26 protein-coding genes are annotated in these 24378 nt (G+C 42.3%); 12 read left to right on the top strand and 14 right to left on the bottom strand.

The genetic code is table 11. From position 1 onward, the window contains the following. Position 1: 1 nt before the first annotated feature. From L0P88_RS12460 to L0P88_RS12445, 4 genes are read right to left on the bottom strand one after another with little or no spacing between them, the layout of a single operon-like run. A complete protein-coding gene (locus L0P88_RS12460; RefSeq protein WP_247130254.1) occupies positions 2–1399 on the bottom strand; it encodes a TolC family protein in 1398 nt (465 codons plus the stop codon). Between the two features lie 2 nt (positions 1400–1401). Further along, entirely contained in the window at positions 1402–2754 is a 1353-nt protein-coding gene (locus L0P88_RS12455) for an HlyD family secretion protein (RefSeq protein WP_247130253.1), read from the bottom strand. 7 nt (positions 2755–2761) lie between these two features. Further along, on the bottom strand, positions 2762–4429 hold the full coding sequence (locus L0P88_RS12450) for a peptidase domain-containing ABC transporter (RefSeq protein ID WP_247130252.1): 1668 nt from the start codon (positions 4427–4429) through the stop codon (positions 2762–2764). A gap of 4 nt (positions 4430–4433) precedes the next feature. Next, complete coding sequence (locus L0P88_RS12445) at positions 4434–5108, bottom strand: TetR/AcrR family transcriptional regulator (protein ID WP_247130251.1); 675 nt, start codon at positions 5106–5108, stop codon at positions 4434–4436. 125 nt (positions 5109–5233) lie between these two features. Between L0P88_RS12445 and L0P88_RS12440 the strand changes: the two genes are divergently transcribed. From L0P88_RS12440 to L0P88_RS12430, 3 genes are all read left to right on the top strand, one after another. Then, positions 5234–5617 (top strand): hypothetical protein, encoded by a 384-nt coding sequence (locus tag L0P88_RS12440; RefSeq protein WP_247130250.1) that lies wholly within the window; start codon positions 5234–5236, stop codon positions 5615–5617. 24 nt (positions 5618–5641) lie between these two features. After that, the gene (locus tag L0P88_RS12435; protein ID WP_247130249.1) at positions 5642–5947 is read left to right on the top strand and encodes a hypothetical protein; all 306 of its coding nucleotides are present in this window, start codon (positions 5642–5644) and stop codon (positions 5945–5947) included. A 90-nt stretch (positions 5948–6037) separates the two neighbouring features. After that, entirely contained in the window at positions 6038–6373 is a 336-nt protein-coding gene (locus tag L0P88_RS12430) for a hypothetical protein (protein ID WP_247130248.1), read from the top strand. Here the strand turns inward: L0P88_RS12430 and L0P88_RS12425 are convergent. Further along, positions 6356–7297: a LysR substrate-binding domain-containing protein gene (locus L0P88_RS12425; RefSeq protein WP_247130247.1), complete on the bottom strand. Its 942-nt coding sequence runs from the start codon at positions 7295–7297 to the stop codon at positions 6356–6358. The two genes, L0P88_RS12430 and L0P88_RS12425, sit on opposite strands and share 18 nt — an antisense overlap. A 98-nt stretch (positions 7298–7395) precedes the next feature. Between L0P88_RS12425 and L0P88_RS12420 the strand changes: the two genes are divergently transcribed. From L0P88_RS12420 to L0P88_RS12395, 6 genes are all read left to right on the top strand, one after another. Next, complete coding sequence (locus L0P88_RS12420; protein ID WP_247130246.1) at positions 7396–8358, top strand: sodium-dependent bicarbonate transport family permease; 963 nt, start codon at positions 7396–7398, stop codon at positions 8356–8358. Between the two features lie 7 nt (positions 8359–8365). Then, positions 8366–8929 (top strand): DNA-3-methyladenine glycosylase I, encoded by a 564-nt coding sequence (locus tag L0P88_RS12415; RefSeq protein ID WP_247130245.1) that lies wholly within the window; start codon positions 8366–8368, stop codon positions 8927–8929. A 69-nt stretch (positions 8930–8998) separates the two neighbouring features. Further along, on the top strand, positions 8999–10657 hold the full coding sequence (locus L0P88_RS12410; protein WP_247130244.1) for a solute:sodium symporter family transporter: 1659 nt from the start codon (positions 8999–9001) through the stop codon (positions 10655–10657). 15 nt (positions 10658–10672) lie between these two features. Next, complete coding sequence (locus L0P88_RS12405; RefSeq protein ID WP_247130243.1) at positions 10673–12337, top strand: glycoside hydrolase family 13 protein; 1665 nt, start codon at positions 10673–10675, stop codon at positions 12335–12337. 42 nt (positions 12338–12379) lie between these two features. Next, entirely contained in the window at positions 12380–12940 is a 561-nt protein-coding gene (locus L0P88_RS12400) for a hypothetical protein (RefSeq protein WP_247130242.1), read from the top strand. After that, positions 12924–13610 carry a DUF2490 domain-containing protein gene (locus tag L0P88_RS12395; RefSeq protein WP_247130241.1) on the top strand — a complete coding sequence of 229 codons (687 nt, stop codon included), beginning with the start codon at positions 12924–12926 and terminating at the stop codon, positions 13608–13610. The genes L0P88_RS12400 and L0P88_RS12395 overlap by 17 nt, the downstream gene beginning before the upstream one ends. Here L0P88_RS12395 and aat read toward each other — a convergent pair. Genes aat through L0P88_RS12380 form a run of 3 tightly spaced genes read right to left on the bottom strand, consistent with a single transcriptional unit; the run spans position 13584 to position 16057 of the window. Beyond that, entirely contained in the window at positions 13584–14255 is a 672-nt protein-coding gene (gene aat, locus L0P88_RS12390; protein WP_247130240.1) for a leucyl/phenylalanyl-tRNA--protein transferase, read from the bottom strand. The two genes, L0P88_RS12395 and aat, sit on opposite strands and share 27 nt — an antisense overlap. Before the next feature lie 41 nt (positions 14256–14296). Then, positions 14297–15673, bottom strand: a complete 1377-nt coding sequence (locus tag L0P88_RS12385) for a short-chain fatty acid transporter (RefSeq protein WP_247130239.1) — start codon at positions 15671–15673, stop codon at positions 14297–14299. Positions 15674–15676: 3 nt separating this feature from the next. Next, positions 15677–16057 carry a DUF3127 domain-containing protein gene (locus L0P88_RS12380; protein WP_247130238.1) on the bottom strand — a complete coding sequence of 127 codons (381 nt, stop codon included), beginning with the start codon at positions 16055–16057 and terminating at the stop codon, positions 15677–15679. A 121-nt stretch (positions 16058–16178) separates the two neighbouring features. Here L0P88_RS12380 and L0P88_RS12375 point away from each other — a divergent pair, with 121 nt between their 5' ends. Both L0P88_RS12375 and L0P88_RS12370 read left to right on the top strand, forming a co-directional pair. Continuing rightward, entirely contained in the window at positions 16179–17324 is a 1146-nt protein-coding gene (locus tag L0P88_RS12375; protein ID WP_247130237.1) for a sensor histidine kinase, read from the top strand. 3 nt (positions 17325–17327) lie between these two features. Further along, entirely contained in the window at positions 17328–17678 is a 351-nt protein-coding gene (locus L0P88_RS12370; protein ID WP_247130236.1) for a hypothetical protein, read from the top strand. Here L0P88_RS12370 and L0P88_RS12365 read toward each other — a convergent pair. Continuing rightward, positions 17675–18064, bottom strand: coding sequence for an HIT family protein (locus L0P88_RS12365; protein ID WP_247130235.1), 390 nt, complete (start codon positions 18062–18064; stop codon positions 17675–17677). The two genes, L0P88_RS12370 and L0P88_RS12365, sit on opposite strands and share 4 nt — an antisense overlap. 70 nt (positions 18065–18134) lie before the next feature. Beyond that, positions 18135–18611: a transcription elongation factor GreA gene (greA, locus tag L0P88_RS12360; protein ID WP_247130234.1), complete on the bottom strand. Its 477-nt coding sequence runs from the start codon at positions 18609–18611 to the stop codon at positions 18135–18137. 171 nt (positions 18612–18782) lie between these two features. Here greA and L0P88_RS12355 point away from each other — a divergent pair, with 171 nt between their 5' ends. Continuing rightward, positions 18783–19223, top strand: a complete 441-nt coding sequence (locus L0P88_RS12355) for a Rieske (2Fe-2S) protein (RefSeq protein ID WP_247130233.1) — start codon at positions 18783–18785, stop codon at positions 19221–19223. Here the strand turns inward: L0P88_RS12355 and L0P88_RS12350 are convergent. From L0P88_RS12350 to L0P88_RS12335, 4 genes are all read right to left on the bottom strand, one after another. After that, positions 19220–20209 (bottom strand): Gfo/Idh/MocA family protein, encoded by a 990-nt coding sequence (locus tag L0P88_RS12350; protein ID WP_247130232.1) that lies wholly within the window; start codon positions 20207–20209, stop codon positions 19220–19222. The genes L0P88_RS12355 and L0P88_RS12350 overlap by 4 nt on opposite strands. 209 nt (positions 20210–20418) lie before the next feature. Continuing rightward, complete coding sequence (pnuC, locus tag L0P88_RS12345) at positions 20419–21039, bottom strand: nicotinamide riboside transporter PnuC (RefSeq protein WP_247130231.1); 621 nt, start codon at positions 21037–21039, stop codon at positions 20419–20421. Beyond that, entirely contained in the window at positions 20999–21775 is a 777-nt protein-coding gene (locus L0P88_RS12340) for a 2OG-Fe(II) oxygenase family protein (protein WP_247130230.1), read from the bottom strand. Before L0P88_RS12340 ends, pnuC begins: the two co-directional genes overlap by 41 nt. A gap of 9 nt (positions 21776–21784) precedes the next feature. Continuing rightward, the gene (locus L0P88_RS12335; RefSeq protein ID WP_247130229.1) at positions 21785–24001 is read right to left on the bottom strand and encodes a TonB-dependent receptor; all 2217 of its coding nucleotides are present in this window, start codon (positions 23999–24001) and stop codon (positions 21785–21787) included. Positions 24002–24378: the final 377 nt, after the last annotated feature.

Below are 24378 nucleotides of genomic sequence, written 5' to 3'. Positions count from 1 at the left end.
CCTAAAGATTTTCTGGGTTGATCGCCAAGCTTTTAAATAGCTTGGCCTTTGTGGTAAAGAATTTGTTCTGCACTTCGTTCTGTTTTAACTCGGCATCTATGAGCCTACTTTCCCGGGTATTGATCAGGAACAGCGAACTCTCGCCAAAACTGAATTTTCGTTCCTCTGCAGACAATAAAGTGTTGTAATCCCGAACGATATTATCAATCAATCGGTTCTGTTCCAAAAAGGAATCCAGTTCCCGGTAAATGGCCAATACCTTGTTCTGAATCTCCACCTGTGCGTTGTCCCTTTCAAACTGGGCATCCCTCAGCTTGAATTTGGCCAATTTCAAGTCCCCCCTTTCCTTCCTTAAGAACAATGGAAACTCAAAATTGATGCCTCCCTTATATTCCTCTGTTGCAAAGGAGTTTATCTGTTCGGGTGCTTCGGTCAAAAAATTGTATTCTACATCTATTCTGGGCAGCAATTTATTGGCCTTAAGCCTTTTATCCACCGTTAGGCCCTCTATTTTGAAATCCATGGAGCGTAGCTTTGGGTGATTGGCTATGGTAAAGCTGTCCAGGGGTTTTCCAAAAATCTCCAGGGTAACATCTATCGTCTGTTCCGGGTTCCTATCGGGGATTACATTGGGTTGCAACTCTACCGGCACATCGTTGATCCAAAGAAAGTTTGAAAGCTCCAATGACCGCTGCATGATCTTCACTTTGGCCTGTTCCAAACTCAATTGTCTGTTCTCCACCGCGATTTTGGCTTCGACCGTATCAATGATTGCGACATCCCCGGCCAACGCACTTCGTTTTACCCCTTCAAAACGAACTGCTGCATTGGTAAGAAAGTTCCTGAATATTTCAGCTTCATTATAAGCCTTGAGCCATTCAAAATAAGCCAAGGAGGCATCATAAAGAATTTGGTTCACCAACAGGTCCTGATCGGCCTTGGTCTGTTCCCTGAAAAATTTGGCCTTTTGCAAAGTGGCCATTCGTTCATTGATCCAGAACCCCCTTGCCAGGGACATTGAAACCCCAGCACTGTAAAGGCCATCTATTGGAAAGGTTTCGTCCTCATTGATAAACGTGCCTTCAGCCTGTTCAAAACCTCCTTTGAATTCAATTCCATAGTAGGTAGGAATTTTGAAGGTGCCATTTAATCTGTCCCAGTATTCCGTTCCCTTGAATTCCTTACGCTCATAATCCACTTCGATCTTGGGGTCAAAACCTCCTCTTGCCTTCATTAAATTGGCTTGACCAATTGATATGGTCAACTGCGCTTGCCGGGCGATGGGATGGTATTTTTTTACATAGCCCAAATACTCATTGAACCCAAGTTCAAGCGTATCTTGCTGGGCATTTGAGACTACCGGTATCAGAAATGCCAAATATATAAGATAGCGTTTCATTGTTACTTCTTTTCGGCCTCGGCCATCTTATTTTCGGGTTGATAATAATTTGGGGGGAACCCATTCAACTGTCTCCAAAGCTCGAACCAAATGGGGACATCATCCAAAAGTGCAATGGTATCAGCACCTGAACCGGCCCGCAAATCTTCCGGCCAGGGATGGTCCTCCGGATCTTGCGCCAATAAAATTCGGTATTTGCCATTGTCGCTGATAAAGGTTTCAATGGCTACCACCACACCTCCATAGGTCCCGTAGGAAACATTGGGCCATCCACTGAAAATAATGACAGGCCATCCATCAAATTGGATACGTACCTTCTCCCCAATATGCATTAATGGTAGGTCCAGCGGATCTACAAAGGTCTCCACCGCCAGTTCAATATTGGCGGGCATAATGGCGACCAATCTGTCCCCTTCCTTGAACGTTTCACCTATACCTCCCTGGATGGCCCTATTGATAAATCCATTTTGGGGAGCACGGATATAGTACATATCGTTCCGTATGGAATAGTTGGTGAATTCGTTTTGCAGTTTCGTCACTTGGGCCTCGGAATCAAATTGGCTCGATTGTGCGGTAAACATATCACTTCTGGCCTTGGAGATCTTATCGGTATATTCGGCTCCAATTCTGGTGATTTCCACTTGTGCATTGATCACATCGTTTTTACTGGCCAAGAGCTTATTCTCCTGGGAGATCAATTTGGCCTGTGTTTCCTGTAATTTCAATCTTTTCTCTTCCAAATCGGTCACCGCCTTCAGTCCTTCCGATTCCAACTGTACCACCCGATCGTATTGCCGCTGGGCAATGGTAATGTTGGTATTGGCAGCCTCTAGATCAATACTATCGCTCTGTACCTTAAGCCTGGATTGCAGTAGCTTGTTCCTTGCCTGTTCCAGTTTCAACTCCCGCTCTTTGTTCAAAGCGCCTATTTGAATTTGCAAGGCCTTTACCTTTTCTTGATAGGAGGTAACGGACATTTCCTTGGCCCTTATCTGTTGTCCTGTCCGCTCTACCAAATTGGGATCAAAATATTCGTTCTTGATTTCAGAGATATGGAGGATGGTATCGCCCTCCTGGACAAAATCCCCTTCACGCACGTACCATTTCTCAATACGTCCCGGAATGGTAGATTGAATGGTCTGCGGGCGTTGGTCCGGTGTCAAGGTCGTCACAAATCCATTGCCCTGGACATTCTGCGTCCACGGCAGGAAAAGGAAAATAATCGCAATGACGGAAAATGCATTCAAAAACCGATTGAAGTGTTTGTTATGCTTCCTTTGGGATACACGTTTCATGGCTTTGAAGCTTGAAATATCCACTCTCCTGCCAATACTGTTCTTTGAAATATTAAGCATTGTTCTCTTAACTTTTAATTATTTTACCGTCCTTAAGCGTTATTTTCTGTCCACATCTTCCCATCCAACCCGTATCATTGCTCACAACGACCAGTATCCAAGGCCTTTCCGGTGCTGTAAGGTATTCCATAATACGATCTGCTTCCTCTGGGTCAAATTGGTCCAATGGATCTCTTAAAACCAAAAGCTTTGGTTTTTTGACCAAACTTCTGGCCAACACAATTTTTTTGGCAATGGTATACGATATTTGTTTTCCTTCTGGATAAATATCAGTATCCAAACCACTTTGTGATTCTTTGACAAATTTTCTAAGGCCCGTAACCTCAATGATGTCCAAAACATCTTCTTTGGGAATTGAAGGATCGCCATAGGTAATGTTCTCCAATAAGGTCCCTTCAAATGGGGTCTCCTCTTTAAGGGATTGCCCAACATTCATTCGATAATATCCCAGAAACTCGGGCTTTATGCGCTCATCGTTCACATAAATATTCCCGGAATCGGGTTCTATAAGTGCCGCAATAATCTGCAAAAGCGTGGTCTTACCACTACCGCTTTCCCCTTGTATCAATAGTCGGGTCTTTGGAGGCAATTCCAGTGAAATGTCGTCTATAATGAGCTTTCCCGTTTCTGGGATAGAGTATTTAATTTTATCCAGTTGCACCGTGAAATCACCCCTATCGAATAACGGAGGAATGCTTTGTTCCGGTTCAATCTGCTTATCCACTACTTGCCCCAATTTTTCCAATGAGGTCAATACATCATAGAACGATTCCAATCCCACGATCAACTTTTCCACACTACTGATGACCAAAAGAATGATAATCTCTGCAGCAACAAACTGCCCTATGTTCATTTCTTGATTCAGTACCAACAAACCTCCAATGATCAACAGGCCGCCCGTTACCAAAATCTTAAACCCTATCATCTGGATAAATTGTAGCACCAAAATCTTAAAGTGGTTCTCCCGTGCCTCCAGATAACCGCTTACCAATCCGTCGTTTTTTTCCAGGGCATGGTTAGTTTTCCCGGACAGCTTAAAACTTACGATGCATCGAGCGACTTCCTGAATCCAATGGGCTACCCTATATTTATGCTTGGATTCCTTTAAACTGGTCTCCAGTCCACGGGTAATGGTGTATTTGAACACCACATAGATCAACGCAATCAATAGCACTCCATAGACAATAAAAAAGGGATGGTACAGAGACAACAATAAGAGTCCAAAAACAATCTGTAACAAAGCCGTAGGAAAGTCTATCAATAATTTGGACACCCCTTTTTGAACGTTTAAGGTATCAAAAAACCTATTGGCCAATTCCGGGGGGTAGAAATTTCGCAATTGACTCATTCTAATTTTCGGAAAGCGATAGGCAAATTCAAAGGAGGATCGGGTAAATATTTTCTGTTGGATGTTTTCAATGATCCGTAACTGCATCAATTGCAAAGCTCCGGCAAATCCCACACCGAGGGTTACAAGTATGACCAGGATGATCCAAGAGGTGCTCACCTGTGCCCCTTGAATAAGATTGATTATCGCTTGAATGCCCAAGGGCAATGACAAGGTGACCAGTCCGGCAAAAATGGCATAATAGAATACCTGAAGTACGTCCTTTTTATCCAACTGAAGTAAATTCACAAGTCGCTGCCAAGCGGTAAGTATGTTCTTTTTCGACATTTTTTTATGCGTTTAATGCTTTAAAAACCAAATCGTGAATAAAATCCTTTGGCAGGTTTGTTTCATCACAATCGGTCAATGTGGGAAAATGGTCCTTTAAAAAATGTTGGTGGAGGGTACTGTCCAAAATGGTACTCGCCAAACTGGAGGGAAAAGCGTATTTGGGGTTCACTGTTTTAATCATTACCTCCAAACGATTTACCATCCTTTTATAAATAACAAAATAACCTTGCTTGTTTTCCTGATCGACTTCTTTGGTCAGGAAGGACTTGGAAGATTCATTAATTACAATTTTGTTCAACAACACCTCATTGATATGTGAAAAGGAGAGGTCTTCCACAGTGGTCTTACTTACAATGGAAATCGCCTTTCTCAATTTTTCAACCGGATCCGCAATACTATTGGTCGCAAAGACCAATTGATATTCCAACCATCCCCAATACCACGAAGTGAGGTACACCAATAGTTTATGTTTATTCTCAAAATAACGGTAAATTGAGCTTTCATTGGACCCGATACGTTGGCCCAGTTTTTTAAATGTGAACGCCTCGAACCCTATTTCATCTATGAGCAAAATGCTATGTTCAACTATTCTCTTCCCTAAATCCGAGGATTCGGGATCTTTTAAAAAAATCTTCTGGTTAATGGCTATTTTAATTGACTGCAATAAACGCTCCATACTTCAAGTTTTATAAGCCAAAAATAATAGTGTTACTGTTATCACATAATAGTTTAACTTTTTTTAACGAATGCTTTGCTGTCCAAACCATGGGATATTGTTATATTTACTAAAATCAGTTGCCTATGAAACAAAGTTTTACGCTACTTATTTTATTAACGTTTCCCATGATCCTGAGTTCACAGCAAACTGAATTCCAGAAAAGCTTTGAGCATTTTGAGGAAAGCAGGGGCGACAGTGCTACCGAACACATTCTTACCCTGCCTTATGAGGAGACCGTAATGCTCACCAATTCGTTGAATTCCACTTCGGGGCTTGGTCCAACTTTCAACTACTATGGCACGGTGGTGGTGGTAGACCAAATGAACACCTTGCCCAATGGGGAAATGCAATTGGTTTTAAGACGAGAGGATGGTCGGGATTTCTACGGTTTCAGATCCACTATCAAAGCTGTTCTATCAAGGAATCAGCAAACGAACCCTGAAATACGCAGTAATAACCAGAATTAGCAGTATGGAAAAAAAACATTTTTAATGACTTCAAAGTTCCTGATTGCGACTTTTGGTTTATCAGCTGAGGAAACATATGACGATTTGGTGAAGGTCGGTAACCATCCCATTATGGGTTCACCCTCTGCTACCAACGGCACATATGTGGACGTCCCCAGAAAGAACTTGAGCATTAAAAATGAAGGAATAATAAAAATAGGCGGCATTAAGAATAATGGGACCACGTTCTTTAACGCTTTCAGTACTTTAAAAACCGACTTAAATAGTGCCATTTCCAATGAAGATCTTAGAATTCCCATCCTTTCGGAAAAAGGGGAATTGGCTAAATAAATTTGTTCTCTGCCAAGCATCTGCCCATCATCATGTTCAAAAGTTTGCGTGATGGGCAGATTTTCTAGTTTACAGCTAATCTTTTAATACATGATTTCTAAATTCAAAAAGTGGCTTGGTCCCAAAGAGGACGAAAATTATGGGAATCCTGAGCTTCTAGATGAAATCCAATTGATTGAAGGCTCCTTTAATCCAATGGAAGCTGCAGATGTGCTTTTGTCGTTGATCGCCTACAAGATAAAATTTCACAATGTGCAATTGCTTAATTCGGAGCATGATGAGTCTTCCCGAATTCAGTCCGAAAAGCGAATTGCCGAACTGAAAGAGGCCAAAAATAGGGTTACACGACTTATTATGGAGGCAAGGAACAGGGGCGAATCATTGAAAATATGCAGCAAAATCAGGGTTTCAACCCAAAAAGACTGAATCATCTTTAGCTACATAATCCTTAAACCATTTGAAGCGGTTTTCCATAATATCGCTCTTTTGCAATTCCAAATAGTCCAAAAAAGCACTTGATACGGGAGAGAACTTTTTGGAAGGCATCCATATCAAGTTCCAATTGGTAATAATAGGGAGTCCTTTAATAGGGAATAGTTTTAAATCCCCGTTACCCAGTTCATTTTTTATTCCAATAAGCGGCATAATTGAAAAACCCAGTCCGGCCATTACGGCCTGCTTCACCGCTTCGTTCGAGGTCAATTCAATTTTCTTGGCAACGCTGATCTTCTTTTTGGATAAAAAGTTCTCCATGGCCATTCTGGTTGCAGAGCCATTTTCCCTAAAAATGAGGGGTGCTGTCCTCAATTCCTTTAAGCCGGACAGTCTTTTTTGTGAGCTTCCTACCAGATGCAACCTGTTTTCCATCAATTCTATATTATGTACCGTAAAATGTTTGGGCAGTACCGAAACCAGCGCAAAATCGACCTCATTCCCCTCAAGATTCCTAATAACGGCCGATTTATTGGTAACATCCATAACCAAATCCACACCGGGGTTATCCTCCATGAATCCGGACAAAAAATAGGGCATCACATATTTACCTGTGGAGACCACGGCAATTTTAAGGCGTCCTGCCAAATTCCCTTCAAATTCCATGGTTTTATAATTAATGGAATTGACCTCCTCCAAAATCCGTTCCGCCGCAATGGCAATTTCCTTTCCGAAATCCGTTAGAAAAAGGCGCCTGCCCACTACCTCCGTGAGCGCAATGGAAAATTGATCCTGAAAATTCCTCAGCTGAATGGATACGGCCGGTTGCGTCAAGTGAAGTTCCTCAGAAGCTTTGGTAATACTCTGGTGTTCCGCTACTTTTTGAAATATTCGAAGTTGATGAAGGGTATAGTTCATAAATCAACTTTATGTTACTAATAATAAATATAAATAAAAATTTATTTTCAAATTATTACACCTTTGCACGATTTTATAATTAACCAATACCACGGCATATGGATTTACATTTGCTCATAGATAACCTTACCAATCCAGCATTACTTTTTTTCTTTCTGGGAATAATCGCCGTGCAGCTTAAAAGCGATTTGGAGATTCCTCCCACATCTTCAAAATTCATATCCCTATACCTGCTTTTTGCTATCGGTTTCAAGGGAGGATTGGAGCTATCGCACAGTGAACTGAACCTGGAGATTTTATGGTCCCTTTTGTTTGGTGTGGTCCTTTCCATTGTGGTGCCTATCTATTCCTATTTCATTTTACGCAGAAAATTCTCCGTTGAAAATTCTGGGGCCATTGCTGCCGCATATGGTTCCGTAAGTGCCGTGACCTTTGTTACCGCCATCACCTTTCTTGAAATAGAACGAATAGATTTTGGTGGTCATATGGTGGCCGTAATGGCTTTAATGGAAGCACCTTCAATAATTGTTGGCGTACTATTGATGTCCTTCTTCAAAAAAGAGAAGCCCAAAAATGGTGACTTTAAAAAAGTGATCCACCACGCATTGACCAATGGCAGTGTTTTACTCATATTGGGTAGTCTGGCCATTGGATTTTTGGCCAATGACCAACAAGCTGAAGGCATTAAACCATTTACCACCGATATTTTTAAAGGTTTCCTGGCCGTATTTCTTCTGGATATGGGGATTACCAGCGGCCGAAAGCTCAATGATTTTCTCAAAAAAGGTTGGTTTGCCCTGATTTTTGCCTTGGTCATTCCCATTATCAATGGAATATTGGTGGCGTGGGCAAGTGAATATATCACCGCAAGTGAAGGCAATCGATTCCTTTTTGCAATTTTGGCCGCCAGTGCGTCCTATATTGCGGTTCCCGCAGCTATGCGCCTTGCAGCCCCCAAAGCCAACCCCAGTCTTTACCTGCCCATGGCATTGGCGATAACCTTTCCTTTCAATATCACTTTAGGCATGCCACTTTATCTGTATATTGTGCAAAACTTTTAGTGAATCTATGGAAAAACACCGTTGCGGGTGGTGCTTGGGCGATCCCTTATATGAAGCTTATCATGATGAAGAATGGGGTGTTCCCGTGACCGATGACGATACCTTGTTTGAGTTCTTGGTCCTGGAAACATTTCAGGCCGGTTTAAGTTGGATTACCGTTCTAAAAAAACGTGAGAACTTTAGAAGGGCATTTGACAATTTTGACTATCACAAAATAGCGCAATACGGTCAAAAGAAAATCGATACCCTATTGAACGATTCCGGAATTATAAGGAACAAGCTTAAAATATATGCTACCGTAACCAATGCACAGGCCTTTATGAAAGTTCAAGGGGAATTTGGAAGTTTTTCAAAATACATATGGGGCTTTGTTGATGGAAAACCGATTAAAAATGCCTTTGAAAACTATAAGGATGCACCAGTCAAGACCTCGCTTTCGGATACCTTGAGCAAGGATTTAAAGAAGCGGGGATTCAAGTTTGTGGGCAGTACCGTTGTTTATGCCCATATGCAAGCCACGGGAATGGTCAACGATCATGAAGTGAGCTGCTTTCGCTATTCCCAGGTCTAACAAAAGGGCTTCCCTAAAGTCTTGATATTTGCCTATTTTCGCTTTAATCAACCAATCTAAACTACACCAATGGGATTCCTGACAATTGCATCCTTCATAGGCTTTACGCTATTTGTTGCCGTGGTATCTTGGTACGCTACCCGAAAAACAGATGAAAAATCAGCCGAAGGTTATTATTTGGGAGGAAGGACCCTTGGGGCCGTTACCATTGCCGGCTCATTGCTTTTGACCAACCTATCTGCAGAGCAAATTGTTGGATTGAACGGACAGGCTTTTGCAGAAGGCCTCATGGTTATGGCTTGGGAGACCCTTGCGGCCATTGCCATGGTTTTTACGGCAATATTTCTATTGCCAAAGTATATGAAGAAGGGAATTACCACAATCCCTCAATTTATTGAAAGCCGGTTCGATAAACATACCAAAGCCATACTTTCCATCCTTTTTCTTTTCGCCTATGGGGTTGTTTTGTTGCCTACCATTTTATACTCTGGATCCCTGGCCTTTAGTACCATGTTCAACTTGCCCGATGTCCTTAACATGGATTCCTGGACCGTTATCTGGATATGTGTTTGGGCAATAGGCACCATTGGGATGATCTATGCCGTGTTTGGAGGATTAAAGGCTGTGGCCGTTTCTGACCTGATCAATGCCATAGGCTTGTTGGCAGGTGGTATCCTTATTCCCATTTTTGGACTTTTATTAATTGGGGATGGCAGTTTGGGGGATGGATTAAAAACCTTATGGGACTCCAACCCGGAAAAATTTGTAATGAAAGGGAAAGTGGATTCCTCCATCCCTTTTGGCACCATTTTTACCGGAATGATGTTGGCACAGGTGTATTACTGGGGTACCAATCAATCCATCTTGCAACGGGTATTTGGGGCCGTAAGCTTAAAAGAAGGTCAAAAAGGGATGCTTTTGGCTGCATTTGTAAAAGTTATCATCCCTCTTGTTGTTGTTGTCCCGGGAATTATTTCCTGGCATGTGTTCGACGGACAGTTGGAAAATCCAGATCAGGCATATCCCGCTTTGGTGGCCAAGGTCCTTCCGGCGGCCTTAACCGGATTCTTTGCGGCGGTCCTTTTTGGGGCCGTACTCAGCTCGTTCAATAGTCTTTTAAACAGTAGCGTCACCTTATTTGGCGTGGATCTGTACCGATTTTTCTTTAAGCCCAACGCATCCGATATAGACACCGTAAAGGCCGGAAAGCGTTTTGGGCTTGGCCTCGGATTCATATCCATGATTATTGCCCCGTTTATTGCCAATGCCCCAGATGGCCTTTTTACGTACATTCAACAGTCTTTAGGGAGTCTAAGCGTTCCCATTCTTGCAGTGGTAATGACCGGCATAATGACAAAAAAAGTTCCCGCTTTGGGAGCCAAGGTAGTGATGATCGGAGGGGTTGTCCTGTACTTGATCAGCCTTCTTTTCCTCGAACCCTATTTTAGGGAAAGCGCCCTTACTACCGCACAGGCCCAGGGCATTACGGATGTGGCCCAACTAAGTGTCATAAAAGCGGAAGCATACCCTCATTACCTGCATGTAATGGGAATCCTATTTGCCTTTAACATCCTGGTCATGCTTCTTTTTGGTTGGTTACGGCCCAAAAAGGTATTTACCTTGGAAAAGGACACCGACGCCATAGAGATCACCCCTTGGAAGTATGCTTTTGCCATTGGGGCTTTTATCACCCTATTGGTCGTAAGCACCTATTTCATTTTCACTTAACAAAGCGGATTTTTTATGGAGAGAACCTGGTGGAAGGAGAGTGTGGTGTATCAAATTTATCCACGCTCATTTAAGGATACTTCTGGCAATGGGGTGGGGGATATTCCTGGAATTGTGGACAAACTGGATTATATCAAATCACTTGGGGTGGATGTGATATGGCTTTGCCCGGTATATGAGTCCCCCAACGATGATAATGGGTACGACATCAGTGATTATCGTAGAATTTCCGAAGATTTTGGAGGACAATCCGCTTTTGACAGCTTATTGGAGCAAACGCACCAAAAGGGATTAAAGTTGGTCATGGATTTGGTGGCCAACCACACCTCCGATGAACATTTTTGGTTTAGGGAATCCAAAAAATCCAAGGACAATCCGTATCGTGACTATTACATTTGGCATGAAGGCAAAAATGGAGGGCCGCCCAACAATTGGATGTCCTTTTTTAGTGGAAGTGCCTGGCAGTATGACAATGCCACCAATCAATATTATCTGCACTATTTCACGAAAAAACAACCGGATTTGAATTGGGAAAATCCCAAAGTCAGACGGGAAATCTTTGATGTTATCGAATTTTGGTTCAAAAAGGGAGTGGATGGTTTCCGGATGGATGTCATTTCCCTGATTTCAAAGCCAGAAACCTTCCAGGATACATCCTACGTTAAATTCCAGGACACCATTGTCAATCAATATGCCAATGGACCAAAAATACATGACTACTTGCATGAGATGAACAACGAAGTACTTTCCAATTATGATATCATGACCGTTGGGGAAGGTCCGGGTATAAACCTGAAAAATGCTCCCCACTATGTTGATGAAAAAAGAAGGGAGTTGCATATGGTCTTCCATTTTGACCATATGTACATTGATTGCGGTGAAGGGGGAAAGTACGATCCGCAACCTTTTGGGCTCCCCAAATTCAAAAAAGTATTTTCCGATTGGGACAACGCTTTAAAAAACAAGGGATGGGGTAGTATTTTTTTGGGCAACCACGATTTTTCCAGAATGCTGTCCCGTTTTGGAAATGATGGCAAGTACCATGAAGTTTCCGCTAAACTCCTGGCCACACTATTATTGACCCTAAGAGGAACGGTGTATCTTTATCAAGGGGATGAGATTGGAATGACCAATGTGGCCTACCCAAGCATTTCACATTATAATGACGTAGAGACACTCAATGCGTGGAAGGAGATGGAAGATAAGGGAAAGGATATGCAAGGGTTCTTAAAGGTGGTACATGCCCAAAGCCGTGATAATGCCCGCTCACCCATGCAATGGGATTCCGGCAAAAATGCTGGATTCAGTACCGGGGACCTGTGGTTGGCCGTAAATCCCAACCATGGTTCCATAAACGTAGCGGAGCAAGAAAAAAATGAAAACTCCATCCTTAACCATTATCGGGAGATGATTGCATTCCGAAAGGAAAACCCGGTATTGGTTTACGGGGATTATGAATGTATACAGGAAGAACATCCACAATTATTTGTGTATAGAAGGTGGGATTTGGATTCCGAATTCCTTATACTCCATAATATGGGTGATGGACCAGAAGAGTTTATCACCGATTTGAGGGAGGAACAGTTTGAACTGTGCAAGACCAATCTTTTGGAGAATTTGAAAAGACCCTTCCATCTTGGACCCTGGCAGACCAAGATTTTAAAAAAATCCAATTGTTAAAAAACTGCAGTATAAGGAAGCATGTTACTAAAATCCCCAACCTTGGTTATCCTCCTCTTCTTTTGCGTTGCGTCTTTTGGCCAAAAAAAGCAGGAACAGGAATTTAGAATAGACAAAAAGGAACTCCCCAACGGGGTTTTGGCTTTATTGTCCAATTACTTGGAGAACACAAAACGATTGCGTTACTACAAGGAACGAGACGGTGAAAAATCATCGTATGAAGTAAAGTTCAAAAAAGACAAGCTTCACTACAGTATCGAATTTGACGAAAAAGGAGCATTGGAAGATGTGGAACTCCTTATAAAACAAACGGACATTCCCAATGCAGCCTTTGACAATATGACCACATATTTACAGTCGAATCATAAAAAATATCGCATTAAAAAGATACAACGGCAATATGTAAATACCGGTGATGCAGCACAAACTTTAAAAGAGGCCTTTCAAAATCGAATCCTCCCAAAACTCAAGTATGAATTGATCATTGCCACAAAAGATGAAAATGGGTACGGGGAATTTGAATTGACCTTTGATGCCAATGGTGAACATCTTTTGACCCGAAAAGCGGTAAAAACCAAATACGACCATGTGCTGTTCCAGTAGACCGTTGTGGTTATCCCTGCCCTTCCTTTTCATTGTTTTTTTAGGACACTCCCAAGAAAACCTAACTGCCTATTGGCAACCTTCGCTGGCCATTAACTATGGGGTTACGGAGACGTATTCCCATAATTTTTCCCTTCAGAACCGTAACTATATTTTTGAGGAGGAGGAGTTACAACTTAATGTACGGCATTTGGACTTGGTCCATTTTTCCAATCTGCAACTTCAGGATAACCAAAGTATTGCCTTTGGAGTCCTATATAGGTTTCGAGAAGGGTTTGACGACGGAACCAATGAACTCAGACTTACACAGCAGTACAATATTACCTCCAAACCGTTTGTAATCCGGTATGGGCAGCGATGGCGAACAGAGCAACGAATAACAAGTGCCCGGACCACACATCGGTTTCGCTACCGTTTCAGCCTCGACTTTCCCTTACAAGGTGAAAAGCTGGATGTGGGAGAGCCCTATTTTGTTGGAAACGCGGAAAGTCTTTTAAGCATAGCCAACGGAACCATGCCTCAATATGACGCCCGTTTGACATTGAATTTAGGGTGGAGAGTAAGTGATACTTCCAAATTTCAATTTGGTGTGGAATACCGAACGGAGGATTTTAGTCAAGACCTACAGCATGTGCTTTTCTTCTTAAGCACCTTTAACGTTTCGCTCTAGAATCCCTATAAATTTTTTCCGGGGTATTTCTTCTCCCCCCAAGCTTTGGAGATGTTTGGTATGCACTTGGCAATCAATTAGGGCATACCCTTTTTGGGACAGTTCCCGGGCTAATTTTATAAAGGCATATTTTGAGGCATTGGAAACCTTACTGAACATGCTTTCCCCACAGAAAACACCTCCTAGGTCAACGCCATAAAGGCCTCCAACCAATTCGTCATCACTCCAGACTTCATACGATTTTGCAAATCCTTTTTGATGGAGTTGTAGGTAAGCCTCCCGCATATTTTTGGTAATCCAGGTACCCTGCTGCCCTTTTCGTTTTTGTTTGGCGCAATGGTCCAATACCACATCAAAAGCTTCGTTCTTTGTCAATCGGAACGTTCCACTTTGCATTACCTTCCGCATACTCTTGGAAATCCTTACTTTTTCCGGAAACAGGACCATCCTGGGATCGGGACTCCACCACAGGATAAGGTCATCATCATTAAACCAAGGGAATATTCCATTTTTGTACGCCAGTAAAATCCGTTCTGGGGACAAATCCCCTCCAACCGCCAATAGCCCATCCGCATTCGCATTCTCCACGGGAGGGAATTCCAATCGATCATCCAAAAAATAAAGTGGCAAGCCTTTACCTTCCATTTCCACAGTGCAATTTTTATCCAAAATTATTGCAAATTCCCTTAAAAAAACAATAATCCCACAATGTAGATGGTACCGCCCAAAAACATAAACAACAGGGTGTAGGGTAAAATTTCCTTGGCCTTTAGCTTTGTAATGCCCAATAATGGCAAGGCCCAAAAGGGTTGAAGCATATTTGTTACCTGGTCCCCATAGGCCAAGGCCATCACCGCTTTGGGCAGGGGAACCCCCAAAGCCATTGCGGATTCCAGCACCAAGGGACCCTGAATGGCCCACTGACCTCCACCACTGGGAACGAATACATTCACCAAACCTGCACTAAAAAAGGTAAATAAGGGCAAAGTGGTACTGCTGCTGATGGATACGAAAAAATCCGAAATTAGCCCTATCATTCCGCTGCCCCCCATTACCCCCATTATGCCAAAATAGAGCGGAAATTGTATCAGGATGCCGGAGACATCACCTATGGCCTCTTCCACGGCCCTTAAAAAACTTGAAAAGCTCCCATGGAGTATAATGGCAAGCCCCAACATGAAAAAGTTCAATAAATTGGGGGTTAAGTTCATTTTTTTTAGAAAGGGGAGATATTGGACAAGGAAGGCTACCAAAATCAATGCGCCAAATGTTAAGGACAATAGTTTGGAATGTTCCAATTTTTCGGCTCCTGAAAGTCCTTGTTTATGGATCTTCTGAAATTGATACGGACGTAAATCCATTGCGGTAGGCTTTGTTCTCCGTCCCAAATAATACACCAATACTGAAATTGACAGTACTACCACAATAAAGGTGAGCATATTTGCCATACTAAAAACCGTCTCCAAGGTGGAAATGGATTCGGGCAACCCATGCACCAATACATTGTTCTGAAAGCTTTTCATCAGCCCTTCCAGATGTCCTTTCTCGGAGACCTTTAAAGGTGCAGAACCACTGATCCCCCCATGCCAAACCAGCAATCCCAAGTACCCACAGGCACCAATGAGGGGGTAGTTAATGGGAATATCCCGTTCTTGGGCATATTCCCCGACCTTTCTTGCCAAAAGGGCCCCAAAAATCAATCCCAAACCCCAATTAAAAAATGAAACCAGCATCGTGGGCAATGCAACCAAAATGGCTGCGTTCGCAGGGTTTTTAACAAATCCCGTCAGTCGCATGATCAATTGCTCCATGGGCCTGCTCAGTACCAATACATGCCCAAGAACCAAAATCAACATCATCTGATAGGCAAAGACCAATAGCCCGTTGTTCCAAATCCCTTGTTCCCATAGCCTCAGTACATGAAACAAATGATTACCTTCCTCAGGTGCTTTACCAAAAACCAAGGCCAGGGCCAAGGTGAATACGGTAAGCAACACTGCAATTGTAAATGGAGAAGGTAAAAAGCGCCTAAAAGTATGTTCTATGAGCTTGGTAAAGCCCATTGGTTAAAAAGGAAGGTCGTCGTGATCGTCGTCTGAGAATTCCTCTGCAGGTTCAAAAGCTTCCATTGGGGGAACGGGCGGCATTTCCGGGTTGTTCTGTGCGGCGTTTTCCATATTTTCAATACGCCAACCCTGGATGGAATTGAAATACTTGGTCTCCCCTTGGGGATTGACCCATTCCCTACCCCTTAGATTAATACTGATCTTTACCAATTGTCCTACTTGATAACTGTTCAATAAATCTGTTTTGTCCTGAACAAATTCCACCAAAATATGTTGGGGATATTGCTCCTCAGTGGTAACGACAAGTTCGCGTTTTCTAAAACCATTGGTGCCATAGGTTTTGGTTTCATCTATCAATTTTATCCTTCCCTGAATTTCCATGCGTATTAATTTTATGTTCACCAAAAATAGGGAAAATGGAGCGCGGCGCAACTATGGTATCCCATCCTTTTTCAACAAAAGAATCCTTTTTCCAGTATCTTTATATCCAACAGGAATTCGTATGAAATTCAACCCCAAAAAGCGGACATCCAATATCTTTTTACTTGTTTCTGCCTTTGTTGTGGTAAGTCTTATTTTATGGAACACCAACAGCTTTTTTGAAAAATTCAAAGAAGAGGAACGCCTGAAAATGGAGAATTGGGCCGCTGCGGAGCTTGAAGTGCTCCAATCACCAATTGATCAGGAATTGGGCAATTTGCCCCTGATCATTATGGGCAACAATACCTCTACCCCAATGATCCTGGTGAACGAGGAGGGTTCCATAAAAACACACAACATACCTCTTGAAATCGCTGAGGACTCTTTAAAGATCCAGTCCCTAATCAAAAAATTCGCGGGGGAAAACAAGCCAATAGAGATCATTCAAGGCGGGGATTTGCTCCAGACCCTGTACTATGGAAATTCCGAGGTGTTGAATAAGCTCAAGTACTATCCCATTGCCCTGTTGTTGATCATTTGTTTATTTGGGACCGTTATCTTCTTTTTCTTCAAGACGAATAAAGCTTCGGAACAAAACAAACTATGGGCGGGTATGGCCAAGGAAACCGCACATCAAATTGGCACTCCCCTAACTTCCTTATTGGGTTGGAACGAATTGCTGAAAAGTGAACAAATCAATCCGGAAATCACGAAAGAAATTGAAAAGGACATTTCCCGATTGCATACCATTACGGAACGGTTTTCCAAAATAGGTTCCACTCCAAATCTGGAAATCCATGATATTGTCCTGGAAACCATCAAGGCCTTTGACTACCTAAAAAAGCGAAGTTCCAAACTCATTCATTTTTCCTTTAATTCCCAGATAGATGAACTTCCCGTGCTTCTGAATCCCCCGCTTTACAATTGGAGTATTGAAAACTTGGTCAAGAACGGGATAGATGCAATGAAGGGAAAGGGCAATATTGCCGTTCAAATTGAAAAGGCAGGAAACCAGGTACACATACTTATTTCCGATACCGGTCATGGAATCCCAAAAAGTGATTTTCAAAATATTTTTAACCCAGGCGTTACCTCAAAGAAAAGGGGATGGGGACTTGGTCTATCTTTAGTTAAAAGAATTATAGAGGAGTACCATAAAGGAAAAATTAAAGTACTTTCGTCCAGTAAGGAGGGTACCATTATGCAGATTTCCCTTCGCATTGCCTAGTGTATGTCAAAAGTAAAGCAGGTTGTCATAAAAGAAGCGGACATTACCAATAATTGTCCTGAGTGCTACAATCAGGAACTACAGCTTACCTTTTATCAAAAACATACCTTCAATTCCTTTTTTCATCGTACCACTGCTGAGGTAAGCCATGAAATAAAGTGTAAAAAATGCGAGTCGATCATCTATCCCGTAAATTGGACCGTGGACATTGAAAGGGTATTTGAATACTTTAACAAACTGGTAACTCCGGATAAGGCGTCCGTTAGGTTCACAAGCCTGTTCTATTTACTATTACTTCTTTTTACCCTGGCCGTAGCCATTGGCGTTTATTTTTACTTGGAAAACACCCCTTAAAGTTTTCCCCGGATTTGGGAGGCAATATCCTCAAATTCCTCGGAAGGCATTTGCACCTTGCTTTGGAAAGTGGCATTTGCCATGGTGTGCAATGGAATTAAGTGCACATGCACATGGGGGACCTCCAATCCAATTACGGTTATTCCCACCCGTTCACAAGGAATGGAAGCTTCTATGGCCTTACCCACCGTTCTGGAAAAGGCCATTAATCCCAAATAGGTTTCTTCGTCCAGGTCCAAAATTTTGTCCACTTCCTTTTTGGGGACACATAAGGTGTGGCCTTTGGAATTTGGGTTAATGTCCAAAAAAGCGAAAAAATCCTCGGTTTCCGCAATCTTATAGCAAGGAATTTCCCCATTGATGATTTTAGTAAAAATACTGGCCATGTTTAACGTACAAATAAAAAATCCCGCCCATACCCGGACAGGATTAAAGATAGGGCTTTTCCCTTTTGGTTCAGGTACGGCTGATTTCCAAAATCTCAAATTTTAGGGTTCCGTTGGGCACTTGAACTTCCGCAATATCACCTACGGATTTACCCAGTAGTCCTTTGCCGATTGGGGAGGTAACCGATATTTTTCCAGCTTTTAGATCTGCCTCGCTCTCGGCCACCAAGGTATACTTCATTTCCATTTTATTGGCCTGGTTACGAATTTTAACCGTGGACAATACCAATGCTTTGGAAGTGTCCAATTGGGATTCATCTATGATACGAGCATTGGCTACCGTCTCTTCCAATTTGGCGATTTTCATTTCCAAAAGCCCCTGGGCCTCCTTAGCGGCATCATATTCGGCATTCTCCGATAAATCCCCCTTATCACGTGCTTCGGCAATTGCCTGCGAAGCCTTGGGGCGCTCCACATCCCTTAGCTGGTCCAATTCCTCCTTCAATTTTTTCAATCCTTCTGCGGTATAGTAAGAAACTTTCGACATAACATTCATATTTAACACAAAAGACCATTAGGGAAAAGACGGGTTCTCCCCACGGTTCTTCCTTATTTTAATTGAAAAATCCTCTGCTTTCACCGTGCCTGCACAGCTTTTAGCGAGGATTTAACGCAAATATACACAAAATTTAGTGATTTTTACCTAAAATTAGATGCCGTGAAAAAGCTTTTCTACCTGATTTTCATACCCTTACTGTTTTCATGCGAAAGTGATAGTCCCAATAGAAACCCTTTTCTACCGGATGCCAATTTTAGGTTTGAACTTAACCTTAACCTTCCCTTATATACTGACCTTAACAATATTGGGAATCCTATTTACGTTGGTAACGACGGCGTTGGAATAAGAGGTGCATTTGTGATGCGAACCGGAACTGGCAATCAATTCGTGGCATGGGAAGCCAGTTGCCCCAACCAAGCGCCCAGTGATTGTTCTACGATGACCTTGGAAGGCCAAAATGTACGTTGCCCCTGTGATGATTTTGAATACAATCTATTCTTTGGACAATTGCTCAACCCTCCTGACGATGGCAGCAGATTTTACAATCTGAAGCCTTACCGGGCGGTTTTGTCCGGCAATTCCGTTATTATTTCCAATTAGATCACTCCCAATATTTTGTCCATCACCCAACTGGTATGCAGGCCTGAACTGCCCAAAGAAGGATGTTTTGCCTCCCCAAACAATTGCTTGCGCATATTTTCCACATGATACTGGTGTAAATGTTTGGGATGTTCAATAAAAACGGACTCCCTATTTGAGCCGTAAATCAATTCCAACGGGGATTCATCCAAAACCGAGAACCGAATCTCCCCTTTGGAACCCAAGATTTCCACATGATCTTTGGGCTCGTGGCTTCCAAAATTCCAACTGCCGGAACCGGTTGCCCCGTTCTTATGTTTCCAACTTCCCGTGATGGCATCAAAAGCCGTGTACAATCCCTGCTGATTAGAGGCAATCCCTTTTGCTTCCGTAATATCCCCAAGTAAATAGGTAAAAAGGTTCAATCCATGACTGGCCAAATCATCAAAATAACCGGCGGGGGCAATTTTGGCATCGGTGCGCCAATTGTATTCACCGCTCAGATCTAAGGGACTTGCGGTCCTCGTTTTTACCCAATGGATGTGCCGTACTTCGCCTATCAATCCTAAGTCCAGCCATTCCTTTATTTTGCGGAACCTTGGAAGGGACCTGCGATAGTAGGCAACAAACAAGAGGATATTCCTTTCCTGAAAAGCATTGTAAATTTCCAGGCTATCTGCATAACAGGGGGACATCGGTTTTTCGATACAGCACAGTTTCCCTGCCCTTGCCACTTGCAGGCCATAAAACTTATGGGTGTCCGGGGGAGTCGCAATATACACCGCGTCAATCCCAGGGTTTTCAATGACTTCCCCGGCATCCGTAGTCCAATGGGGCACCTTATGGCGGATGGCATAATCCTTGGCCTTCCCATCATCCCGTCGCATTACCATGGCCAATTCAAAATCTTGGGTCATTTGATAGGGTGGTCCACTTTTTACTTCGGTCACATTGCCACAACCTATAATCCCCCAGCGGATAGGTTTCTTGGTAAAGAAAGGTTCCATACTGTTTTTTGGTCTATGTAAAATAAAGGATTCTTGGGCATTCCATCATAAAAATTCCCATTTTCATGGGAATGGCAATCTCAAGGAAAACCCTTAACCAATGAAATTGACCAGGAGAACTACACCAATGGTATGCCAAGGGCTGTGCTCCGGGGGTTATTTCTTCCGATTCATCAAAAAATTAAGGTAGCGCAAAATAAAATAGGGCCTCAATGGAATTTAAGTTGATACGATTTCTTCCACTGCACATATCCAATTACAGAGAAAACAAAATAGATAAACGCCAATATAGCATAACCATAGAGCAACTTTGTCCCATAAAGTGCAATATTGGCCCCATTAATGAATATCCAAAACACCCAAGCGTTAATATACTTTTTAGCCTCTAAATAACTGGCCATGAAACTAAATGAAGTGGTAAAAGCATCAAAATAGGGTAAGTCAGCATTGGTGTAGTTTTTGAACCAAAAGCCCAGGACAAGGCCACCAATAATACTTAACCCCAGAAAAATTAATAGGGGCCTTGATTTTAACCAAGTAACACTAAGTGCTTCCCTATCCCTTTTTTTTGACCATAATATATATCCATATATCCCAATGATGACGTAGTAGACATACAACAAGGCTTCAGAATAAAGGGCAGTTTTGTAAAAGAGGACAATGCCCAAAAGTGAAGAGGCAATACCAAAAAACCAACAGATTTTATTTTGCCGCATTAAAAAGAAAAGATAGGTCAAGGCCAGGGCTATGGATGCAATTTCAATACCTAAATCCAAAATAAATGTATGATTAAAAAAGTGAAAGGTATTGCTTGTAATAGTCCTTCCCATCCATCTCGCCTTTTGGGAAGTTAATGACGGCTTCAGGTCTAGGTATTGAGAAAAATGCAAAACTAAACCGTTCCTTGTTTGGTCTTTTTGATTCTTCTACATAGTGGTCCAATGCCTTTATCTTGCCTTCTGTCATAACCTCTGCCATATATCCGGGAAACGCAAAAACCCTTTCCATTACTCCCACATTTTGTTTTTGGCCATCCTTTTGCATAACTAATCCCCGATCTAGGCCAAATGGAAAAACCGTAAAAAACGAAACATCTCTATGAGTGGACAGACGCTGACCTTTTATTTTTTTATCGGACAATGAAGGATAATAGTTGCAACTGGCCATATAGCCCATATTATTACGTAACTCTCCTTTTAAGTGCTCTATATTAAATTTTCTTAAAAGCAATTCTTGCAGTCCTGTCAAAAACTGAACCATTGGTTCCCATTCTTGCAAAAGAAACGTATGGAATTCTTTTGGAAAACTGGAATATGGTAAGAGGTCGGAAATAACAAAAGAATGTAACTGATCAAAGGAATACTGGTTAAGACTATCTTCTTGTCCGAGGTAAGAATATCCATCAAAAGCGACTTTTAATTCTTTTTGCAAGTAGGTCTTACGATAATCCCAAGTTCGTTTAACAAATGTAACGAGTGCCGCTCTTAGTTCAATATCTGAAAATACCGGGATGTTGGTCCTTACCAAACCATATTCATCTATTTCAAGTTTAACCTGGTCCAACATCCCTTTTATTTAAAAGTTTACAGTTGCTCCCAACAAAAAGTTAATCCCAGCCTGGGGATAAAATCCAGCTCCTTCCACTGTGGTTACGGTACCCGGGTTAATAGAATCGTCATCAAAAGTGAAGAAAAAGCCATTGGACACAATGTCTTGATCAAAAATATTGTTCACCAGACCTGAGAATACGATACTCTTGATAAATGAGTTGGCCTGCCAGGTATATTGAATGTTTAAATCCGTTTGGGAATAGGCTTCCAAAATGGAACCTTCAGCATCTATATTGCCCATATATTGCTCACTAACGTATTTGGACAATAGGGAAAATTGCCAATTGGCATGGGGCATGTATCCCAAAATATTGCCAGCCACCACATTTGGCGAATAGGCAATATTGGTATTGCCCAAATTCTGGATTTCACCATCTCGCTGAAAGATAAAGTCAATGTTTTTGTTGCTGCTCAACGCAACATTGGGCTGTAAAAACCATTTATTGCCCAGGGAAAATCTGGCGTCTATCTCCAATCCCAATCGGTAACTGTCCCCAACATTGGCCCGCAATGGAGCTCCAACATCATTTAATTCACCTGTAAGGACCAATTGGTCCTTATAACGCATATAATACACATTGGTATTCAACTGAACGGACGGATTGATATAACGCCAACCCAATTCAAAATCATTAAGCCTTTCTGGCCTGGGATTTCCATTTTCATAATCGTTACGATTGGGTTCCCTATTTGCACGGGCATAAGAAAAGTAAAAGTTGTTGTTTTTATTAAGGTCAAATGTGAGCCCTGCTTTTGGATTGAAAAAATTAAAGGTGTCGTCTACCAAGCCGGTATCCTCCCCATTGGCCTCATAACCCACAGTTCGGTATTGAAGATCTCCAAAAAGGCTCCATTGGTCATTCAATTTATAGATGGCCTTTGAGTAGAGGTTTAGATCGGTCTTTGTGGAAGTATCGTCATAATACCGATCTCGATATTCACTGTTATTGGCAAAACGCGCCCAAATGACCTCGCCAAAATGATCGCCTTTGTAGATATTGTATCCTCCGCCCAAGATCAACTGCAAGTTTTCATCTTGATAATTTGCCGAAAAGACGGTTCCATAAAAGTCATTGTCCAGCCATCTTCTACGAATCAAATCCGTAGTATTGACCTCTTCCCCATTTACAACCAAGGGTTCAAAACCATAGGTTTCAAAATCGTCATCTTCCCGAAACTGCTCAAAAAAGCCCCTTCCTTTAGTGTAATGTAAGGCTATATTGGTGTTCCAATTGGCATCCAGTTGTTCGTTCCAATGCAGTTGAAAATGGTCTTGTTTGTAATTGTCCACCTCATTCTCATAAGTATAGAAGTTGTATCGTCTATCTGAATTCCTCAGATTTTCAGCTTGTTCTTCGGTAAGTCCATTGTCTACAATAAACTGTTCAATGCCTTCTTCGTCATTGTTTATTCTTGCCAAAGGGGTTCCATACCAAGCTTGATACGTAATTTCGTGCCCCCCAAACAAGAGTGCTTTTACCAAAGTATTATCATCCTTGTAGACCCCTTGTAGGAAATAGGAGTCCAATTCTGCGGAAGCCCTGTCTATATAGCCATCAGAAGTAATGCGTGATAACCGCCCAGAAAGTTCAACATGGTCATTCATTAAACCCGTGCTGAATTTGATATTATTTCTTAACGTATTGAAGCTACCGAAAGATGAGGAAATGTGCCCATAAGCGTCTTCGGAAAAAGCATCGGTCAGCATATTAAGGCTGGCTCCAAAAGCACCTGCCCCATTGGTGGATGTTCCCACACCACGTTGCAACTGTAAACTCTGGGTGGAAGAAGCAAAATCCGGCATGTTCACCCAAAACGTTCCTTGTGATTCGGCATCATTATATGGGATTCCATTTATGGTCACGTTGACCCTGGTGGCATCACTTCCGCGTACCCGTATTCCGGTATAGCCAATACCAGCTCCAGCATCGGAGGTGGTGACCACGGCAGGCAAAAAGTTCATCAAAATGGGAATGTCCTGCCCCAGGTTTCGGGGGGCGATTTCTTCCTTGTCCAAATCTGAGAAAGTGACCGGAGATTCTTTGGTTACCCTAACTGCGGATACCAAAACCTCATCCAAAACCACTTTGGTCCCTTGGGTAGTATCCTGTTGTTGATTTTGTGCGTTGAGCGATACCGCTAGGCTGCACAGGGCCAGTGTTGTGAAAATAGATGTTTTCATCCGTAAAGAATTTTACGAATAAAAGGGGCTATTATTCTGGTTACACTTAATTTTTTTGAGCGACCCAATTCAAAGGTAACTTCGCCAACAGCGCAGTTGGTCCTTTGTTGAAAATGTCCATCCTTCGATGAAGCTCAGGACGGATGGAACATTTTCCCAACGCTCGGTCCCTTAGCAGCATTACCTGCCCAGGTTCAATGGGTATAATCTCAGCCTTACGGAATTTGGAATTTTGATTGTCGAAATTTAGAATCGTACTGTTCCGGTTTGATCTTTCAAAACCCCTCCTTTGGTAAAGCACCCCTTTGAGATGCGCCAAAAGTAATCCTTACCGATCATTTTTCATAATAAAACTGAATTGTTTCGCACCCTTTAAC

Source organism: Muricauda sp. SCSIO 64092 (assembly GCF_023016285.1).
In the GTDB taxonomy this organism is placed as follows: domain Bacteria; phylum Bacteroidota; class Bacteroidia; order Flavobacteriales; family Flavobacteriaceae; genus Croceivirga.
The sequence above is the reverse complement of the archived record's forward strand: the minus strand, read 5'-3'. Positions and strand labels throughout refer to the sequence as shown.

Bases quoted from the DNA above. Each gene is read 5' to 3' on its own strand.
- L0P88_RS12435 (WP_247130249.1), top strand. From the start codon at position 5,642: ATGACTTCAAAGTTCCTGATTGCGACTTTTGGTTTATCAGCTGAGGAA.
- L0P88_RS12455 (WP_247130253.1), bottom strand. From the start codon at position 2,754: ATGCTTAATATTTCAAAGAACAGTATTGGCAGGAGAGTGGATATTTCA.
- pnuC (WP_247130231.1), bottom strand. From the start codon at position 21,039: ATGGGAAGGACTATTACAAGCAATACCTTTCACTTTTTTAATCATACA.
- greA (WP_247130234.1), bottom strand. From the start codon at position 18,611: ATGTCGAAAGTTTCTTACTATACCGCAGAAGGATTGAAAAAATTGAAG.
- L0P88_RS12445 (WP_247130251.1), bottom strand. From the start codon at position 5,108: ATGGAGCGTTTATTGCAGTCAATTAAAATAGCCATTAACCAGAAGATT.
- L0P88_RS12410 (WP_247130244.1), top strand. From the start codon at position 8,999: ATGGGATTCCTGACAATTGCATCCTTCATAGGCTTTACGCTATTTGTT.
- L0P88_RS12335 (WP_247130229.1), bottom strand. From the start codon at position 24,001: ATGAAAACATCTATTTTCACAACACTGGCCCTGTGCAGCCTAGCGGTA.
- L0P88_RS12430 (WP_247130248.1), top strand. From the start codon at position 6,038: ATGATTTCTAAATTCAAAAAGTGGCTTGGTCCCAAAGAGGACGAAAAT.
- L0P88_RS12370 (WP_247130236.1), top strand. From the start codon at position 17,328: ATGTCAAAAGTAAAGCAGGTTGTCATAAAAGAAGCGGACATTACCAAT.
- L0P88_RS12415 (WP_247130245.1), top strand. From the start codon at position 8,366: ATGGAAAAACACCGTTGCGGGTGGTGCTTGGGCGATCCCTTATATGAA.
- L0P88_RS12385 (WP_247130239.1), bottom strand. From the start codon at position 15,673: ATGGGCTTTACCAAGCTCATAGAACATACTTTTAGGCGCTTTTTACCT.
- L0P88_RS12350 (WP_247130232.1), bottom strand. From the start codon at position 20,209: ATGGAACCTTTCTTTACCAAGAAACCTATCCGCTGGGGGATTATAGGT.
- L0P88_RS12380 (WP_247130238.1), bottom strand. From the start codon at position 16,057: ATGGAAATTCAGGGAAGGATAAAATTGATAGATGAAACCAAAACCTAT.
- aat (WP_247130240.1), bottom strand. From the start codon at position 14,255: ATGGAAGGTAAAGGCTTGCCACTTTATTTTTTGGATGATCGATTGGAA.
- L0P88_RS12460 (WP_247130254.1), bottom strand. From the start codon at position 1,399: ATGAAACGCTATCTTATATATTTGGCATTTCTGATACCGGTAGTCTCA.
- L0P88_RS12340 (WP_247130230.1), bottom strand. From the start codon at position 21,775: ATGTTGGACCAGGTTAAACTTGAAATAGATGAATATGGTTTGGTAAGG.
- L0P88_RS12375 (WP_247130237.1), top strand. From the start codon at position 16,179: ATGAAATTCAACCCCAAAAAGCGGACATCCAATATCTTTTTACTTGTT.
- L0P88_RS12395 (WP_247130241.1), top strand. From the start codon at position 12,924: ATGTGCTGTTCCAGTAGACCGTTGTGGTTATCCCTGCCCTTCCTTTTC.
- L0P88_RS12425 (WP_247130247.1), bottom strand. From the start codon at position 7,297: ATGAACTATACCCTTCATCAACTTCGAATATTTCAAAAAGTAGCGGAA.
- L0P88_RS12450 (WP_247130252.1), bottom strand. From the start codon at position 4,429: ATGTCGAAAAAGAACATACTTACCGCTTGGCAGCGACTTGTGAATTTA.
- L0P88_RS12420 (WP_247130246.1), top strand. From the start codon at position 7,396: ATGGATTTACATTTGCTCATAGATAACCTTACCAATCCAGCATTACTT.
- L0P88_RS12405 (WP_247130243.1), top strand. From the start codon at position 10,673: ATGGAGAGAACCTGGTGGAAGGAGAGTGTGGTGTATCAAATTTATCCA.
- L0P88_RS12365 (WP_247130235.1), bottom strand. From the start codon at position 18,064: ATGGCCAGTATTTTTACTAAAATCATCAATGGGGAAATTCCTTGCTAT.
- L0P88_RS12440 (WP_247130250.1), top strand. From the start codon at position 5,234: ATGAAACAAAGTTTTACGCTACTTATTTTATTAACGTTTCCCATGATC.